Genomic DNA, 18,360 nt, shown 5'->3' on the forward strand with positions numbered 1-18,360 from the left:
GATGGTACAATCAGAGAATCATAAACAGACCAATGAGTGTATTGGTGCTTAAGCTAGGTGGAGTGAATCGATGATTAGATTACCAATTGAGCCGGTTCTGCCGGAAATAATAGAGGCACTAGGTTCATCATCCAACGCCGTACTAGTGGCCCCTCCAGGAGCGGGTAAAACAACCCGCGTTCCACTTGCACTGCTGGAGAGTCCAATGTTTGCAGGTCAGCGTATTCTGATGCTGGAGCCGCGCCGTCTGGCAGCCAGAGCAGCAGCGCGTTTCATGGCCTCCGCCTTGGGCGAGCAGGTCGGCCAAACCATCGGATACAGGGTCAGGCTCGACAGCAAGGTTGGACCGAATACTAGAATTGAAGTCATCACCGAAGGCGTGCTGACTCGTCTTCTGCAGAGCGACCCCTCCTTGGAGGGTGTGGGTATCGTCATCTTCGATGAATATCATGAGCGCAGCCTGCATGCCGATCTGGGCTTGGCGCTTTGCTTGCAAGCACAGGCCGTTCTGCGCGATGATCTGCGCATTCTGGTCATGTCGGCTACACTGGACGCGGAGCCAGTGGCGGCTCTGTTGAACGATGCGCCAGTTATCCGCAGCGAGGGCCGTATGTTTCCGGTCGAGACGGTATATCTCGATCGGCAATTGGAAGGCCGTATCGAGGCGGCCACGGTGCGCTGCATCGTCAGTGCGCTGGAAGCGCAGTCTGGCGATCTGCTCGTATTCCTGCCGGGAGCGGGAGAAATCCGGCGGACCGAAGCCCAGCTGCGATCACTGCAGCTGGGTCCTCACGTGCGGATCGCTCCGCTGCACAGCAGCCTGCCGCAGGAGGCGCAGGATTTGGCGATCGCGCCAAGCCCTCACGGCACGCGAAAAGTCGTGCTTGCGACAACAATCGCCGAGTCGAGCCTTACCGTCGAAGGCGTGCGGATCGTCATCGACTGCGGGCTGATGCGTGTGCCCCGCTTCTCGCCGCGGACCGGCATGACACGCCTGGAGACCGTTGCGGTCTCTCGCGCATCAGCGGATCAGCGGCGTGGACGCGCCGGGCGGCTTGAGTCCGGCGTATGCTACCGCCTGTGGATGGAGCAGGACGACAGGCGGCTCGCCGTGCGCAGCACGCCGGAAATGCTGGAGGCGGATCTCGCGCCGCTGGCGCTCGAGCTCGCCGCATGGGGCGCAGCACCGGACGAGCTGCTGTGGCTCGACCCACCGCCAGCGGCCGCTTATGCGCAGGCGCGTGAGCTGCTAAGCCGGCTAGGCGCCTTGGCCGCAGACGGCACGCTTAGTGCCCAGGGTCGGCAGATGGCCGACCTGGGGCTTCACCCGCGGCTCGCGCATATGATCCTCCAAGCCGTTCCACTCGGCTTGGGCGGTCTCGCGTGCGAGCTTGCCGCGCTGTTGAACGAGCGCGATATATTGCGCGGCGACACAGCCTTTGATTGTGATCTGCGGCTCCGCTTGGAGGCGCTCAGGAGCACTCAAGCCGCAGCTGGCGAATCCTCGTCGAAGGCAGGCTCTTATCTCGGATATTCCGTAGATACGGCAGCCTGCAAGCGTATCCGCGCTGAAGCTCAGCAATGGAAGCGAGCGCTGAGCATTCCATCTAATCAAACTTATGATGTGAATATGTGCGGACTGCTGCTAGCATTTGCCTATCCAGACCGCATTGCACAGCGAAGAGCCACGGGACGTTTCCTTCTAAGCAACGGTCGCGGCGCCGTCTTCACACAGCAACAGCCGCTCAGCAATGCTCCCTATTTGGTAGCGGCCGAGCTCGATGACCTCGGGCCCGAGAGTCGGATTTATTCGGCTGCACCTATCGACCTTGATGATCTGGAGCTCCATTTTAAGGATCAGATTGAAGTGGAGGCTTTGATAGTCTGGGACAGATCTGCCCAGGCGGTTCGTGGACGCAGCCGGTCACGTCTCGGCTCTCTAATCTTGAAGGAAGCTCCTCTCTCCGCTCCCCATGCAGAAGATACACTTGCCGCGCTGCTCAGCGGCATTGCAGAGGAAGGGCTGGAGCTGCTGCCTTGGTCGAAGGCCTCCCAACAATACCGGGAGCGCCTGAGCTTCATGCATCTCCATGACTCCAGTTGGCCGGATGTTTCCGACCACGCGCTGCTGTCCTCGCTTAAGGATTGGCTCGGACCTCATGCTTATGGACTTAAGAGCCGTGGAGAGCTCCAGCGTCTGAATATAATCAAGATATTGGAATCCATGCTCACTTGGGATCAGCGCCGCGAGCTTGATTCCAACGCTCCAACGCATATTACCGTGCCCAGCGGCTCCCGCATCCCTGTCGATTACAGCGCCCCCGCTTCGCCATCGCTTAACGTGAGGCTGCAGGAAATGTTTGGCCTACAGGAAACACCACGGATCGCCGGCAGGAAGGTTCCGCTCACCCTGCATCTGTTATCCCCCGCCCAGCGTCCGGTGCAGGTAACTCAGGATTTGGCCAGCTTCTGGCGAAATGCCTATTTCGAGATCAAAAAGGACCTCAAAGGAAGATATCCTAAGCATTATTGGCCGGATGACCCGCTTATTGCTATGCCTACTAACCGAGTGCGTCCACGTTCGTAGTCCGAAAATCATCAGAAAAAGGGGCTGTCTAAAAAGGTAAACCCTAGTGAGTGAATCCCATATAATCCATATAATAAGCAAAAGAACCTACAAACTCCCACTATGAAGCGGGATTGAAGGTTCTTTTGCGATTCCATATTCAGAATAAAGTGGTGGATGGGATCTTGCAAAATAACTTGGGACAATCTCTTTATTGAGTATGAATCCAAACGAATGGGAATGGTTTCCCTCAAGTATAAAGGCCCAATGGCTGTTGATAATCTATCCCATTGAATTTATTTCACAGTTAGGAGATATATGTAGGAGCGGCTTCAATGGAAAATGAACATCAATGAACCTTTTTCGATTGGACTGCTGCCAATTAGAACGCCCTCATTAACCGTAATCATCAAAATTCAGTACCACGAACCTTGGAAAATATCATCGTATCTCTCAAAGCACCGTCAACTCCACATTTTTCACTGCGAAGAATCCCCTCTAGAGTAAAACCTAGACGTCGTGCAACTTGGCTGCTTCGGTTATTACGAGAGTCGCATCTGATTTCTATGCGGTTGGCGTCCAGGTGTTGGATAGCGTAGTCAGTAATGCCTTCAACAGCCTCAGTGATGTAACCCCGTCCGCTAAAAGACGTACGCACCCAGTAGCCGATTTCAAACTTTCTAGCTTCCCAATTTATTCGATGCAAGCCACTGCTGCCAATCAGCTGTCCCGTTTCCTTCAGTATTAGGTATAAGCGAAGATCCGAACGTTCCAAAAAAAGTAGTCGGGAGCGACGAACGCCTGCCTCTGATTCTTCTATCGTTGGGAGGCTTTGAGCCCACGGCATCCAGGGGCGTAATTGTTCCAAGCTTTCCTTGACCGCTTCGTTTACTGCTGCCCCGTCCTCCCATAATGGCGCTCGAATAATTAGACGATCCGTTTCGAAGCTCTCGGGAATTGAAATTAAAATAGGATTAAGATCAGAGACACCCACAAATTCCACCTCCGTGAAATGTAAATAGGTTCATGCCCTCTATTATGAAATTCCTCTATCATCCAGAAAAATGCTTACTCCCAAGGAAACTTCGTAATCAAATAATCAGCGAACTTTTTACTTTCTTCTCTGCGATGTCTTCTCACTTCGGCCCTGTATAATGCGGTCTCGTGAAGCCTTTGTTCCTCTTCCGTTTCGGGCACAACTTGTGGCACTTGTACCGTTTTCTTATGTTCATCCAATGCGACGAAGGTTAAAAAAGCAGTAGCAGCTATTGCTCTTTCGCCATTCTGCAAATCTTCGGTGATAACCTTTACAAATACCTCCATCGAGCTTCTGCCAGTCCAAGTAACATAGGACTCCAAGCATACGGAATCTGTCGTCTGGATTGGCAGCAAAAAGTCAACGGAGTCGGTTGAAGCCGTCACGACGCTGGCACGGCAATGCTTGGAGGCAGCAATCGAGGCAATATCATCAATATATGCCATTAGTTTTCCGCCGAACAAGGTGTTGTGATTATTGACATCCGTAGGGAATACCCTCGCTGTTTTGTAGCATCTTGATTCCTTGGCAAATCTGGTTTCCATCGATAGCACTCCTCTAAACATATCTTTTTTTACCGGAAAGTTGATTTCTAAAGTTTATAGCAATGAACCGCTGGAATCAACAATTTTTCTCAATTCATCTGCAATAATTTTGCTATAATGAATGAAAATCTAATGAAAGGTGGAGAACTCACAATGATTCAACGTCCTGATCCCGCTGAGCATGATCCCTATTACGAAAGATACATCCAGCTTGTTCCTTCAGACGATCTTTTAGCCCAATTAAGAAATCAACTTACCGATACGTTGGAGCTTCTGCAATCCACATCCGAAATGAAAGCAAGCTACCGTTATGCTCCAGGCAAATGGAGCTTGCGTGAAGTAGTAGGACATATGGCGGATACAGAACGTATAATGAGCTACCGTTTGCTTCGCGTCTCTCGTGGAGATGCTACTCCCATTGCCGGTTTTGACGAAGATGCCTATGCAAAAGCGGCTAACTACGAGGCTTATCCCATGCACAGTATTCTGGATGAATTCAGCATCGTGAGGAAGTCCACTTTATTTTTACTCGAACGTATTACACCTGAGGCATGGGGATATTGGGGAACATCCAATAATAGCAAAATTACTGCAAGAGCATTGGGTTACATCATTGCCGGACATGAGCTTCATCATCGCAGCGTCATTCAGGCACGATATTTATAAAAAGCAACCGACTGCATCGAAATCAAGCCGGCAAGCGCCGCTGCGTTTTTTTAGAGAACTTGTCGAGGTTGATTTGAAGCTAAGCATAATTCTTCGTACTTTATTGTTGTAATAAAATCTGCTTTCTTATAAGGTTTTCAACCTCAAAATCAATGCCAGACCTTCCTGCCGTTATCGGCCTGTACATATTCCTGCAAACATGCAGTTATTTCTACCCAAATTTATTTGTTAAAAGGAAATAACTGCAATAGTGCATCAATTTTCACACACTGGGCTCGGGTTTCGTCCATGTAAGAAAAAAAGATGCACTTTTGCATGAATTCAAGAAGACTGCGGATAGAACAGCCAAAAAGCTGTTGATATGCAGGTTTTGTGGCAAGCACTGGCTTCGTCTCAGGTATGTGGCAGGCACTGGCCTCATCTCAGGCTTTCTAATAGGCAATAGCTTCGACTCAGGTTTTATGGCAGACAGTCGCTTCGACTCATGTCTTGTGTGCCCCTATTGCTGTTCGTAAACTCTCATCAAGCGCTGAGCTACGTACGGAGCCGCAATAGAATGACTTCGTTAACGCTGATTTCGGTTTTCGATTATTGGTAATGTAAAAAAAAGCATGTTTCAAAAGTCATTTTCGGAATTTTGATGCCCCATTTTAAACCAATTCATAAACGCAAAAAAACAAAACATCCCATTCCACTTTCATTGCGGTTTGGGATGTTTGTTTACTATTTTTGGGGGACTGAATCATTCCGTTTTACCTTTTTGGAACAGCTCTCTTCATTCTGTACAGCAATATTAAACCAATTATTTGAGCACATAATCAGCGAGGACGCTTTGCAGCTCATAAATATTTAAGCTTTTATTAAACTTTTTGCTGACAGGCATCGGATTACCGCTTATCCAAATTTTCAACTCGGCATCCAAATCGAATGTGCCTGCCGTTTCGATACTAAAATGTGTAATGCTCTTGTAAGGATAAGAGTGAAACTCCATCTTCTTGCCGCTTAAGCCTTGTTTGTCGACCAAAATCAGGCGCTTATCTGTAAATATAAACAAATCGCGAATGAGCTTATACGCTTTTTCGATCCGCTCAGACTTGGCCAGAACATGCGCCATCTCTTTTTGAATATCATCTAATTTTATTTCTGAAGCGTTCCCCATTAAACCATCGAACAATCCCAACCTGTTCCCCACCCTTCACATCCACTATTTCTCCGCAAAAACAGCATACCATATAATGGAATATCCAATAGCACTCATTCATTCCACACAAAAAAAACAAATGATTACCCTTTAAAGTGAACAACCAGCTCGATCAGCTCCGACCTGCTCCCAATACGGATCGGCGGGCCCCATGTACCGTAACCTGATGAAACGATGGCATGCAGAGCGCCTTTTTTTAAATAACCCCAATCCAACTCGAATATTCGTCTTGTAATGTAATGGTTTGGACTCATTTGTCCCCGATGGGTATGGCCTGAGAGCATAACATCCACTCCTGCCGCGGCAGCCTTATCCAACCCATACGGCTGATGATCCATGAGTATAAGCGGCAATGATTTGTCCACTCCTGTTAACAATGTTTCCAAATCCATTCTTCCATCCGAACCAAACCGTTCAACAGCTTTGTCCTTCCGTCCGATAACATAGAAGCTATTATCAATCAGCACTGGACGATCCAACAGCACCTCGATGCCAATGGCACTCATCTGATTGACGAATTCCTTGATATGGCCTCCAATATACTCATGATTGCCAAGCACCGCATAAATACCTAGACGAGACTCCAGCTTTTTCATGATGCTTCCCATATCTTGGCGGATAAACGGCTTAATATCATCATCGATAATATCACCAGGAAGTAAAATCAAGTCTGGTTTCAATGAATTCATTTTTTCTACCAAGAGCTGAAGCTGCTTGTTGCCAACGATGGTTCCCAGATGAAGGTCGGATGCTACTGCAATTTTTAACTCTGTCCTATCGCCTGCACTTTTGGGGATTGTTATCTCATATCGGCGAATAATCGGATTGCGCGCATTCCAGGAGCCCCGAATCATGAGCACTAATAAAATTAATGCTGCAGCTAGTCCAAGGACCGGTATATATACGGTCTTTTCAACGGATAACAATGCCATTATCCAGGCAGCAACATCAATAAAAGGCAGCATTACAAAGCTAAACAGCATTATCGCGAGCCAATAGGCACCTATCAATCTAAGAAAGCTGGATAGACCATGCGGCAGAAATTTTGAGCCAAGCCTCCCTACTACATAGGAAAAAACAACGAGCCAAAAGCAAATCCAATAAAGCGGACCAGGACTGAAATGAAATACATATTGAACCCATAATTGTCCATGCCATCCGATGTAATAATTAATAAGCGCGAACACTAGTAAAACTATTGCTATGATAAAATAAAAACGCGGCTTCATCCTCTGCAGCTCCCCATGTATGTTGAAAAATTCAAGTCTGGTTGTAATCCCCCATTCAATTCTCCTTCCTTCAATACTCCTTCCTTATATCCGAAACAGCCCATTGTTCAAAAGGCTTCTTATAATCATGCGGCTTTAATTGCTTCATAAGTATGGAACGCTCTTCAACAGGCAAAGCAATTTGCTCGTAAATAAACTGGTCGTCAAAACCAATTGCGGCAGCATCTTCCTTACTGCAAGCATAATAGACCGCATCCGGTCTTGACCAATAGATAGCCCCGATGCACATCGGACACGGCTCACAGCTCGTATAAATCTCACATCCTGTTAGCTGAAAATGATTCAAATGCTTGCAAGCCTCTCGAATTGCCTGAACCTCAGCATGGGCGGTTGGATCGTTAAGCGATGTCACAAGATTGCTTCCTCTGCCTATGATTTGACCGTCCTTTACAACAATTGCACCAAAAGGCCCTCCCTTACCTGTAAGTACATTATCTACAGCTAATTGAATCGCTTCCTGCATTCTTTTTTCATTTTCAATGGTCATCAATAAAACCACCCTTCTATGCGAATTGACGATATGCGGTTTTCAGCCTGCTTTCATAATAAAGGAAACACGCTGCGTTTTCAAAGGCTATCCGGCCGTTCACAATATATTACCTTGGAGAAACCTGTGAGATTGGAATATAATAAGGTATTCTATGTAATTCGATGCCAGTACAAGGGGGAAAAACCATGTCAAAAGTACATTACGTGGCGGGAACGCCCAACGCATACATTCAAGAACCCGGTCTTATGAAAACTGCCGGAGAATGGATCGCCAAGTTCGGCAAGCGAATCTTTATTGTAACCGGCTCCAAATCTTGGGAAAGCGTCCAACCTCAGTTCACTGAAAGCTTGGCTTCAGCAGGAATAGAATATGAAGTAGCCCCTTACCGAGGGGAATGCTCTTATAATGAAGTATCGCGTTTGCAGGCAATGGTCAAACCGGAGATCGATTTAATTGTAGGTGTAGGTGCAGGCAAAGTGATCGATACAGCCAAAAAGCTGTCCAACGACTTGAATAAGCCGTTTGTTGCGATCCCTACTCTGGCCGCTCAATGCGCTCCTGTTACAAATCTGTCCGTCATGTATACGGATGAAGGTGTGTATGTAGATTTCCCGGTGTTCTACCGTAACACTTTGCTCGTATTAATTGATACCGATGTGATTGCTGCAGCTCCAGTACGCTATCTGATTGCCGGTATTGGTGATACTATCGCCAAATGGTATGAATCCTCAGCTTGTTCAACCGGCAAGACGCAGAACCTTCCGACCATTGGCGGCGTCCAAGCCTCCAAACTATGCTTTGACATCCTTCTTGCTCATAGCGATGAAGCGATCCGTGACGCTAAAGAGGGGCGATCCTCGGAAGCTCTGCAGAAAGTAATTGACGCTGTTATTTTATTCAGCGGCTTGGTTGGCGGCCTCGGCGAGGATAACTGCCGTTCCGCAGCAGCGCATGCCGTACATAACGGCTTGACTACGCTGCCGGAGTCCCATCATGCATACCATGGCGAGAAAGTAGCCTATGGCATCATTACACAGCTGGTGCTGGAGAATCGCCCCGCTGAGGAGATCAATGATCTGCTTGGCTTCTACAAGCAGATCGGCCTTCCCTCCAAGCTGCGTGAGCTTGGCATCACGGAGACGTTGAATGATGAACAGCTGCGTGAGATCGCACGCGTATCTTTATCGCCGGACGGTACGATGGGCAATATGCCGTTTCCTGTGACTGCAGAGATGCTCATCGAAGCCATTAACAAGGTCGAGCAGCTGTAAGGCAAGGCAGAAGCAACCTGTTACTGAAACAAAACAAATAATAGTCAGCTCACCAAGGTATACTAACCAATAAGAGTACCCGACAATTACAGATTGTCAGGTACTCTTATTTGCAGCATTTATGAAGTCCTTCCCAACTAATCATAAAGAAAAGCTTCTATTCGAAGCCCATTCGATGAAGATACATTCGTGTCTAAATTGTAGCTTTTCTTGCAATATCAGACTTGTTCAGCTCCGCTGAAAACTTATATAGTTTGATATTACAAAAAACTTGTCACAAAGTATATGCTCATCCATACAAAATACGACAAAACCTCTTCTTTTCCATCGTATATTTATTAGGTAGATTGATGTAAAATATCCAAATACAACCAGATCAAAATCTGAATGGCAGATATAGCATTATCAACCCACTATACTGGTATAGAACAGGAGATTAAAGATCATGAGAACTATTTATGAAAATTACAGAGGATTCATTGTGAGTCAGGACGACAAAAGATATCAAGCGACTAACCAAGAAATTAATATTAGCCACCATAAATTAAGTGAGGTTCTAAATACTATCGACAAATACGTGGAGGATAAAACGAATTAAAAAAATCCCCGCTAATGGGGGACATCGACGGTTAACATTACTTGAACCCTTCCTTATCCATCTCATCGTCCAATAAATCGTCGCTTGTTCCGGAAAGCTTATAAAAAGGATAGCTTCCATATTCATTTGGATAATATCCATAATCATCACCTGGATGTTCCACTATGAAATAATCCTTAAGTAAAGATTTGATTTTCTCAAACATGAGGCATTCCTCCTTAACACAGTTGTTTTATGTTAAGTGTTTTCTAAATCATCATTTATTATACCTGTTTAACCTCTACTGAAATGACTAAGGACCCGTCCTTAGTCAGCTTGATACCGACTCCTCCAGTTAAACGTATTATTATAATTTTCTATATTTCGCAATCTCTTGTACATAGAGATCACCGCCATGAGCGTCATAAACTACCAGAACAGGAAAATCTTCAACCGTAAGCTTTCGAATGGCTTCCGGTCCCAAATCCTCATAGGCAACAACCTCGGCCGATTTCACCTTGTTTGCCAGTAATGCCGATAAACCGCCAATTGCCGACAAACAAACGGCTTCGTACTTGACGCAAGCATCTTTTACTTCCTGGCTTCTAGGTCCTTTCCCAATCTTCCCCTTCACACCGTATTCATACATAGCTGGTGTATAAGGGTCCATACGGGATGCCGTTGTAGGTGCAATGGAACCGATAATTTGGCCTGGCTTCGGCGGAGTTGGACCGGCATAAAAAATGATTTGATCCTTTAAATCAACAGGCAGTTCCTCTTTATTTTTCAACAATTCAATCATTCGTTTATGTGCAGCATCCCGGGCAACGTAGATGGTACCGTTGAGAAATACCTCGTCACCGGCTTTAAGATTCAGAGCCTTCTCCTTTGTGAGGGGCGTTTCCAAATATACTTTTGCCATCGCAAGAAACCTTCCTTTCCTTTCACTGCCTGAACAGGTTATTTAAATGACCTTTGAATTTTTGCGTGCTGCATGGCATTGAATGTTGACAGCTACAGGAAGCGCCGTAATATGGCAGCCGTATGTCTCGACAGCAACCCAAATCGCTGTATTGGAGCCTCCCAAGCCCTGCGGTCCGATACCGGTTTTATTAATATCCTCCAACAATTCCTTCTCAAGCTGGGCAATATGTTCCTCATGATGGAAGGAGCCGACTTCCCGCAGCACAGCTTCTTTGGCAATCTCGGTCACCTTGTCAAAGCTTCCGCCAATACCTACTCCAACTACAAGCGGCGGACAAGCTCTTCCTCCCGCAGCGATAATGGTGTCCAGAACAAATTTCTTCACACCTGCAACACCGTCTCCCGGAAGCAAAAATTTCATAGCGCTCATGTTTTCACTGCCTCCGCCTTTTGGCAAAACGGTCAGCTTGATCTGATCTCCAGGAACAATGCGGGTATGGATTACTCCCGGTGTATTATCATTCGTGTTTTTACGAAGCAAGGGGTCGGATACGATTGAATTCCGCAAATACCCTTCCTTATAGCCCTTTCTAATACCTTCATGGATAGCACTTGTAAAATCCCCGCCTTGAATGTGAACATCTTGACCTACATCTGCATAAACCACAGTTAGCCCAGTATCATGACAATAAGGACGGTCTTCCGTAGCCGCTAATTGAGCGTTCTCAATCAATTGATCAAGGATGCTTTTGCCTAATGGCGATTCCTCTGTCTCACTTGCTCTTTTAAACCCGTCTAATATATCTTGGGGCAAATAATAACAGGCCTCCCAGCACATCACTGCAATGGTATCGCGAATTTGATCCGTATGGATAACCCTCATATATATTCCCTTCCCTTCCATGGCTGTTTTTCAAACATCTGGATTACCGTCGTAAAAAGTTCATATTTTCCATTCTGATGAATCACACTGTACTCCTTCTATCGTAAGCGCCTTCATCACTCTTTAATTTTAGCACAGCCCTGTAATACAAGAACGATATTTATTGCGGTTAATGATCCTTTCTATGCAATACTTGCTATCGATTTTTCTTTTAGGGCTGCAAAACAATTTGAATAACCCCCTGCATTGTCATAATCGGCCTAGGTTTGGTTCAGTAACTGGATGATTTTCCCTTCAGGCTTTTATACATTTCCGGGATATGCTAAAAAAGTCGAAATTATGGAGGTTACTATGAAAAAAACAGCGATCTTCCTCACATTAATAATATTGTCCCTGCTCGCTCCAACCTTGCTCCCAGCCTCATCAATGGCTAGTGAGCAGCCGCTGTTTAGTTTCGTCGTGCTCAGTGATATTCATATTCAGTCTTGGGATAAGCAATCCCACCTTATGCTGAAAACAGCTCTAAGCGATATCCAAACGTTCTCCCCTGAAGCAGCTGCGCTTATTATGAACGGAGACTTGACCAACGGAATGCCAGAAGACTACAGACAGCTGAGCGATATGCTTAAGCAGCTTGCTCATCCGCCTGCTCTCTATTCTTCTATAGGAAACCATGAATTTTATAAAGCATGGGTTAACGCTTCGGGCAGATGGAGTGCCGAAACTTTTCCAAACGGTGAAACCGAGCATGCCTCCATTAACAGGTTTCTGCAATTCACAGGGGAAAGCAGCGTTTATTACGAAAAAGTAGTTCATGGCCATCACTTTCTGTTTCTCGGCTCTGAAAAATACTTGCAATCAAACCCTAATAAGTCGGAAGCCGCTTATTTATCTCCTGCACAGCTCAGCTGGCTTCGTCAAACATTAGAGCATGCACGACTGGCTTCTGCGGAAATTGATAAGCCTATTTTCGTTTTTCTGCACCAACCGCTTAGCGAGACGGTTGCCGGCTCCGAATGCTGCGTTGATAACCAGGCGGTTGTGCAGGATCAGGAGCTTAGAAGCATTTTATCCGCCTATCCCCAAGTCATTTTGTTTTCTAGCCATACCCATATGACTCTGCAGCTGTCAAAAACAATGATCCAAGATCATTTTACAATGGTAAGTACGTCTTCCGTTCGACAGCCATGGACCAAGGATAGCCGCCGCGGCAGCTACAAGGCTATCGATTCAGGAGCAAGCGAAGGGCTGTACGTCGAGGTTTTCACTAATAAAGTACAAATTAAAGGACGTGATTTCTATAAGCATAAATGGCTTACTCAAGCACAGTTTACTATTTCATTTCCAGTTTTATGGAACTACCTGTCCCTATGGGCCCTGCCGCTGGTGTATGAGGCATCTCCAATATTATTTTCGTCCCCCGCTCCAGCTCACTTTCGATTCGCAATCCATACTCATCTCCGAACACCATCTGAATCCGGCGGTGTACGTTAAGGATACCGATCCCGCCTTTTCTTCCTTTCTCATCAATCTCTCCGTCAGCTAACCTATTCGAGTTGACTTGCTCCTGCAAACGGATAAGCTTATCTTGTGCGATACCGATCCCATTGTCCTCCACGCTAATCCAGAAAACCTTCTCATCCATGCCTCCATCAATCTTAATCGTATGGTAATCCTCCAGCCCATCAGGAAACGCGTGCTGGAATGCATTTTCCACTAAAGGCTGCAGCGTAAGTCGAACCATCTTTTGCAATAAAAGCTTCGGACTAACCGCAACATCAATTTCGAACTCCCGGTTGATCCGATGACGCAGCACAATCAGAAAGTACATAACATGTTTTAGCTCGTTAGCTACAGTAATTTCTTCCAAATTTGTTTGAACCGAATACCTCAGCATGTAGGCAAGCGCCTTTACTATTTCAGTAATTTCCTCGGATTCGCGAATAGATGCATAGCAAACAATAACCTCCAATGTGTTATACAAAAAATGCGGATTAATTTGCAGCTGCAAGGACTGGAACTCCGCTCGCTGCCTCTCCAACTGGATTTCCTGATTTTTCAAATCCGCTTGGTATGCCTTTTCTACCAGCTCCGACAGCCGATTGACCATTAAATTATAGCGCATCATCAGCTCAACAATCTCATCAATATGCTTGGGCAGCGGAATGATCGCCCAATTCCCCTTCTCCGTCTCCCGCATCCCTTGCTTCAAAATTTTGATCGGACCAGTAATAGAACGCCCGAATTGATAAGCTAATCCCAGAGCAAACAATAACGTGAATAAACCGACAATAATGGTTGTCGACCTGATGTTCTCGACCGGCTTGCGCTGTTCGTCTAGTGGCATCGATACAACCAGGCTCCAACCTGAATAATCAGATTTCCTTGACATATAGACCCGCTGCTCACCGCTGCTATCATCTGTGAACATCGAAGAGCCCGCCTCAATGATCTTCTGTCTTAAATCATTGTTCGTGATGGTTCCTACTTGATCCGATTGTGGATGGTAAACGGTACGCCCTTTGTCATCCATGATGAAAAAGTAGCCGTTCGGGCCAAGCTCAATTCCTTTCCATAATGAAGACAGATCTGCAGAACGGATTTCTATGGCCAGCACTCCTTGCGGCGATGGATCGGAGAGCCCCCTGGTTTGCCTTACCAAAGTCAACATTTGGTTCGATTGATTGCTCATAATACTATGATTTAAAATTCCTAATTGTCCGTTTTCCTTTGTGTTTTCCCTGAAATAATCCAATTGTTCCTGTGTTTGCGCGGCTGTAAAGGACGGCTGATCCGGCACCTCATTATAATAATACACAGCGTTCCCGTTAAAGCTGATCACATAGATAGCGGCAATCTCGGGGTTGCGGATAAACAGCGAATCCACACCTATTTCCTTGATTTGCTTACGGTATTCGTAAAACTCGTACTCATGCAGATTGCGCGGACGATCAATGAATTGCTTCAGCTCGCGAATGGTTAACAACGAAACAATGGAGCGTGAATAAGCTTTAAGATACAGATCGGTATGATTAACAGCATTGGTAACGATTTGATTCATTTGGTTTTGTACCAGAATGTCTAATTCCTGAGTAGAAGTACGGTAGGAAAATATGCCGACACTCGCCAATGAAACAACGATGACGATAAAAAAGTAAATATACAGTTTGCGGTATAAGCTTCTCTTTTTCATTTATCGGATACCTATGCCGTACCGATATTCGGAAGGCGAGACACCTACAATTTTTTTGAACGTTTTGGTGAAATGCGGGTAATCTTCGTAGCCTACCTCCAAAGCGACATCGACAATACGAATATGCGGGATTGCCAACAGCTCCTTTGCCTTTTCCATTCGCTTATGGATCCGGTAGTGTACGAAGGTCACTTGAGTCGTCTTTTTAAAAAGCGCGCTGAAATAGGTTGGTGTCAAGCCGACCATCATGGCCACCTGATCGAGTGAGATTTCCTGGGATAAGCGGCTATCGATATAAGCTCTGGCTTCCTCCATCGGATCTTTGAAATTGCCGTTCCGTATCGCAAGCAGATCAGTCGCCAGCTGCTTGAGCTGGAATTCAAAAATGTCTAAAGCTTCCTTCACACTGCTTGCTGCCACATCCGTCTTGGCAAGATACGGTGAGAAACGCCGCGTCTGAAAACGTTTTATTAACAAAACTAAGCAGTCCTGCAGCAGCTCATTGGTTTGTGCTAACGTCATACCAGACGACAAGACGGTTGTCCTCCATTGACCGGTCAACCGCTCCAGCTCATCCATTTGCAGCGACCAAATACTTTGCTCCATCCGGTCAACCCACTCCGCATATAAGGATACGGACACGTACCCCCGCACTATTTTGCGCGTTAATTTATCAAGCACCTCATGAATATCTGATTTTGTAACCGGTTTCAACAAGTAATGCTTCACACCGTAATCCATACATTTCTGTGCATATTCAAAATCATTATAGCCTGATATAACAACGGTTTGGATATGTTCATATTGCTCATGTATCGACTGGCACAAGCTTAATCCGTCCATTTTGGGCATTCGGATATCCGTTAGTACAATGTCAGGCGACAGCTCGGCGATCAGCTTTAAGGCTTCATGTCCATTCATCGCTGTCCGGATTCCTTTGAAGGCGGGTGTATAGGTTTGCACCATTTTAATAAGCCCTAAACTAATAATCGGTTCATCGTCTACAATGAGTATTTGCATAAAAATACAACCCCCTTCAACCATTCCATGTACATCATCGCTCTTGGCTTGATCATACTGCCTTGGGCAATTTTCTACAATAGAAATAGGTATTCGGGAGTTGTGTTTTTTTATGATTATTTTCCAGAAAGATCGTAAGCTCCGTCCTTTTTATTAAAACGGTCCGTTGCTTCCTTAATGATTTCGTTGCCGCCCTTGCTCTTGTACTCCTCAATGACTTTAGGCCAGTCGGAGATCGGCTCCTTGCCATAAATCATTTTGACCATATGATCAATGATTAATTTGGGTCCAACATCCTGCTGTGGAGTGGCCAGATCAGGGAATTTAGCAAAGCTGCTTAGCTCTGGATTGAACCCTATACCTGGCAGCCCTTCTTTGGCCAATACTTCGTCAAACGCCTTCAACGTATCCCTTCCATTATCATCCATCTCTAATCTAACCTTGTTGTAGGTGGAGTCCTGAGCTCCCCACAAAGTGCTACGGAAGCCTTCCTCCTCGTTTTCTTCCTTCGTCTTAGGAAATTTGTAGTTCACCTTGCCGTTCTCCATTGTATACGTATCCCCCTCGATTCCGAAGGTGAAAAATTTAGCCGCTTCATCCGTTGCCATCCAGTCGAAATACTTCACAATGCCGATAGCCGTATCGGGCTTAACATTTTTATTGATATAGAAGGAACGGACAACAGGTGTATAAAAGAAGTAGCCCCCTTTGCCCTCAGGACCTTTAGGCGATGGGATGATATCTACTTTGGCTGAAGGCAGCACCTGCTGGTTATTAACCCGGAAGCCTACAAGCCCTGCGGCATTGGCAGACCATATACCCGCTTTGCCTCCGCTGATGTTCTTTGTATAGTCGGTTGAGGAGATGGTCGCAAAGTCTTTGGCAATCAGACCCTCATCGTACATTGTCTTGTAAACTTGAAGCGCCTTCTGCATATTCTCCGAGTCAAAAAATTTCGGGACTACCTGTCCATTTTGCAGTTCGAATTGATCCTTGTAAGGCAGGACGTCGAAAGCCCCAAGAATCGTATCCGCATATTTGAAATTCTCCCGCATTTGATACGGATTCTCCACGCCCAGCTTTTTAAATGCCCTTAGAACATTCAAAAATTCATCTACGGTTTTAGGCGCCGCCAAGCCAGTCTTCTCCAACAAATCCGTTCGGACAAAAGTCCCACGCCGTGAAGGATTGTTCAAATAGTCGGGGATGCCATAAATTTTCCCTTTATACGATACTGCCTCCCACGCGGTTTTTGGAATTTTTTTCATCAGATTAGGCCCATACTGCTTCAGAAGGTCATCGAGTGGAATGAACACTCCGGCTTCAACGGAACCCGACATCGCCTTATTCGAAGGCGTACCGATATTACCTACTACATCTGGTATATCATTACCGGCGAACATGACACTCATTTTGGTTTCTTCGATAACCTTCACATCCAGAACCGTATTGGACAGCTCCCCTAGCTTCTTCACCCATTTATCGTTATTGAGATCCGGAATTCGGGTATGGTAGCCTGTATTTACTGTCGTTGGAAAGGTGATCGAAAATTTCGTAGGCCCTTTATTAGCAGCCGCCGCAGGCGCTTCAGCAGCAGGTGCTTGATTACCGCCAGAACAGGCAGCGAGACTGCTAACTGCTAATACTGCAACCAAAGAACCGCAGATTGCTTTTTTATTCCTCATGGATACCCCTTCTTTCAGCAAAATGTATGCGCTGTCATCCGTTTGTTGACTAAATGACAAACCGCTATTACTGCTAATCTTAACGTAAGCAAGAATAGCATCAAATTGGGAATTTTATGTTGATATGTTATATTTTATGATTTCACAGAACCAACGAGTAAACCTTGAATGAAGTGCTTTTGTAAAAAAGGATAGACCAGCATTATCGGCAATGTAGCTACAACAATAACAGCCATTTTGATTCCTTCGGGAGATAGCTGGGCAATGAGCTCGGAGCTGATATCGGATTGTCCGTAATTATCCGTAAATACAATCTCCCTCAACCTTACCTGCAAAGGAAGAAGGGTCCGGTTGCTAATGTAATAAATCGCAGCTGAGTAGGCGTTCCAGTTGGAAACCGCATAAATAATTCCCATCGTAGCCATCGCCGGCTTGGATAATGGCAGGATGATATTCCATATGAGCCGCAGCTCGCCGCAGCCGTCTATTTTCCCCGAATCGAGCAGCTCACTTGGCAAATTCATAAAGAAGGAGCGCATAACAAATAAATTAAAAGCACTGATCGCCGTGGGCAGCATCAATGCCCATAATGAATTTAGCAGCCCAAGCTGTTTGATTAATAAATAATTGGGAATGAGGGGCGCGTGAAAAATAAGTGTAACCAAAATAAGAATGAGGATGATTTTTCGCCCATTATAATCCGGTCTGGATAAAGGATAAGCAAGCGACGCCGTTGCCGTCAAGTTAATAAGCGTACCGAAGCCAGCAATAATGACACTATTGCGAAACGCATACCACATCGAACTATCCGCCAAAATAACCTTATAGTTACCGATAGTAGGGTCAACCGGCCAAAAGGACACTTTTCCGCTGTTAATGGCTGCATTGCTGCTGAGCGATTGCGCTATAACATGCACGATCGGAAGCATCATGCTCAGGCCAATCAAGATCATAAATATAATGTTAAACTTTTGAAAGCTTCGTTCCGCTCTGCTAATGATCAATATGCTCACC

At 45.9% G+C, this 18,360-nt stretch carries 15 protein-coding genes and 1 pseudogene; 4 read left to right on the forward strand and 12 right to left on the reverse strand.

Annotated features, from left to right (window positions below; all coding sequences use genetic code 11):
• Positions 1-70: 70 nt before the first annotated feature.
• Positions 71-2,587 carry an ATP-dependent helicase HrpB gene (gene hrpB, locus ACFQ0C_RS01025; RefSeq protein ID WP_379363102.1) on the forward strand — a complete coding sequence of 839 codons (2,517 nt, stop codon included), beginning with the start codon at positions 71-73 and terminating at the stop codon, positions 2,585-2,587.
• A 388-nt stretch (positions 2,588-2,975) separates the two neighbouring features.
• Here the strand turns inward: hrpB and ACFQ0C_RS01030 are convergent, their stop codons facing one another.
• Both ACFQ0C_RS01030 and ACFQ0C_RS01035 read right to left on the reverse strand, forming a co-directional pair.
• The gene (locus tag ACFQ0C_RS01030; RefSeq protein WP_379363104.1) at positions 2,976-3,560 is read right to left on the reverse strand and encodes a GNAT family N-acetyltransferase; all 585 of its coding nucleotides are present in this window, start codon (positions 3,558-3,560) and stop codon (positions 2,976-2,978) included.
• 74 nt (positions 3,561-3,634) lie between these two features.
• Positions 3,635-4,147: an acyl-CoA thioesterase gene (locus ACFQ0C_RS01035; protein ID WP_258216654.1), complete on the reverse strand. Its 513-nt coding sequence runs from the start codon at positions 4,145-4,147 to the stop codon at positions 3,635-3,637.
• A gap of 153 nt (positions 4,148-4,300) precedes the next feature.
• Here ACFQ0C_RS01035 and ACFQ0C_RS01040 point away from each other — a divergent pair, with 153 nt between their 5' ends.
• Positions 4,301-4,813 carry a DinB family protein gene (locus ACFQ0C_RS01040; RefSeq protein WP_379363106.1) on the forward strand — a complete coding sequence of 171 codons (513 nt, stop codon included), beginning with the start codon at positions 4,301-4,303 and terminating at the stop codon, positions 4,811-4,813.
• Positions 4,814-5,615: 802 nt separating this feature from the next.
• Here the strand turns inward: ACFQ0C_RS01040 and ACFQ0C_RS01045 are convergent.
• The 3 genes from ACFQ0C_RS01045 to ACFQ0C_RS01055 all read right to left on the reverse strand — a co-directional run bounded on the left by ACFQ0C_RS01045 (position 5,616) and on the right by ACFQ0C_RS01055 (position 7,790).
• Positions 5,616-5,993: a PH domain-containing protein gene (locus tag ACFQ0C_RS01045; RefSeq protein WP_379363262.1), complete on the reverse strand. Its 378-nt coding sequence runs from the start codon at positions 5,991-5,993 to the stop codon at positions 5,616-5,618.
• A 104-nt stretch (positions 5,994-6,097) separates the two neighbouring features.
• Positions 6,098-7,243, reverse strand: coding sequence for a metallophosphoesterase (locus tag ACFQ0C_RS01050; RefSeq protein WP_379363108.1), 1,146 nt, complete (start codon positions 7,241-7,243; stop codon positions 6,098-6,100).
• A 70-nt stretch (positions 7,244-7,313) separates the two neighbouring features.
• Entirely contained in the window at positions 7,314-7,790 is a 477-nt protein-coding gene (locus ACFQ0C_RS01055) for a nucleoside deaminase (protein ID WP_379363110.1), read from the reverse strand.
• Positions 7,791-7,978: 188 nt separating this feature from the next.
• Between ACFQ0C_RS01055 and ACFQ0C_RS01060 the strand changes: the two genes are divergently transcribed.
• Positions 7,979-9,064, forward strand: a complete 1,086-nt coding sequence (locus ACFQ0C_RS01060) for an iron-containing alcohol dehydrogenase family protein (RefSeq protein WP_379363112.1) — start codon at positions 7,979-7,981, stop codon at positions 9,062-9,064.
• A 635-nt stretch (positions 9,065-9,699) separates the two neighbouring features.
• Here the strand turns inward: ACFQ0C_RS01060 and ACFQ0C_RS01065 are convergent.
• From ACFQ0C_RS01065 to ACFQ0C_RS01075, 3 genes are all read right to left on the reverse strand, one after another.
• Positions 9,700-9,867: a hypothetical protein gene (locus tag ACFQ0C_RS01065; RefSeq protein ID WP_379363114.1), complete on the reverse strand. Its 168-nt coding sequence runs from the start codon at positions 9,865-9,867 to the stop codon at positions 9,700-9,702.
• A gap of 141 nt (positions 9,868-10,008) precedes the next feature.
• Entirely contained in the window at positions 10,009-10,563 is a 555-nt protein-coding gene (locus ACFQ0C_RS01070) for a Fe-S-containing hydro-lyase (RefSeq protein ID WP_379363116.1), read from the reverse strand.
• Between the two features lie 42 nt (positions 10,564-10,605).
• Complete coding sequence (locus ACFQ0C_RS01075) at positions 10,606-11,448, reverse strand: fumarate hydratase (RefSeq protein WP_379363118.1); 843 nt, start codon at positions 11,446-11,448, stop codon at positions 10,606-10,608.
• Positions 11,449-11,874: 426 nt separating this feature from the next.
• Here ACFQ0C_RS01075 and ACFQ0C_RS01080 point away from each other — a divergent pair.
• A pseudogene (locus ACFQ0C_RS01080) lies at positions 11,875-12,549 on the forward strand (metallophosphoesterase family protein); the annotation flags it as partial.
• Between the two features lie 232 nt (positions 12,550-12,781).
• Here the strand turns inward: ACFQ0C_RS01080 and ACFQ0C_RS01085 are convergent.
• The 4 genes from ACFQ0C_RS01085 to ACFQ0C_RS01100 form a co-directional block, all read right to left on the reverse strand.
• Positions 12,782-14,641: a cache domain-containing sensor histidine kinase gene (locus tag ACFQ0C_RS01085; protein WP_379363120.1), complete on the reverse strand. Its 1,860-nt coding sequence runs from the start codon at positions 14,639-14,641 to the stop codon at positions 12,782-12,784.
• Positions 14,642-15,661, reverse strand: a complete 1,020-nt coding sequence (locus ACFQ0C_RS01090; RefSeq protein WP_379363122.1) for a response regulator transcription factor — start codon at positions 15,659-15,661, stop codon at positions 14,642-14,644.
• A gap of 116 nt (positions 15,662-15,777) precedes the next feature.
• Entirely contained in the window at positions 15,778-17,346 is a 1,569-nt protein-coding gene (locus ACFQ0C_RS01095) for an extracellular solute-binding protein (protein ID WP_379363124.1), read from the reverse strand.
• Between the two features lie 134 nt (positions 17,347-17,480).
• The gene (locus ACFQ0C_RS01100) at positions 17,481-18,353 is read right to left on the reverse strand and encodes a carbohydrate ABC transporter permease (protein WP_379363264.1); all 873 of its coding nucleotides are present in this window, start codon (positions 18,351-18,353) and stop codon (positions 17,481-17,483) included.
• Between the last annotated feature and the right edge of the window lie 7 nt (positions 18,354-18,360).

Origin of the sequence: Paenibacillus sp. GCM10027630 (assembly GCF_042676305.1) — a bacterium.
Lineage (GTDB): Bacteria > Bacillota > Bacilli > Paenibacillales > NBRC-103111 > Paenibacillus_S.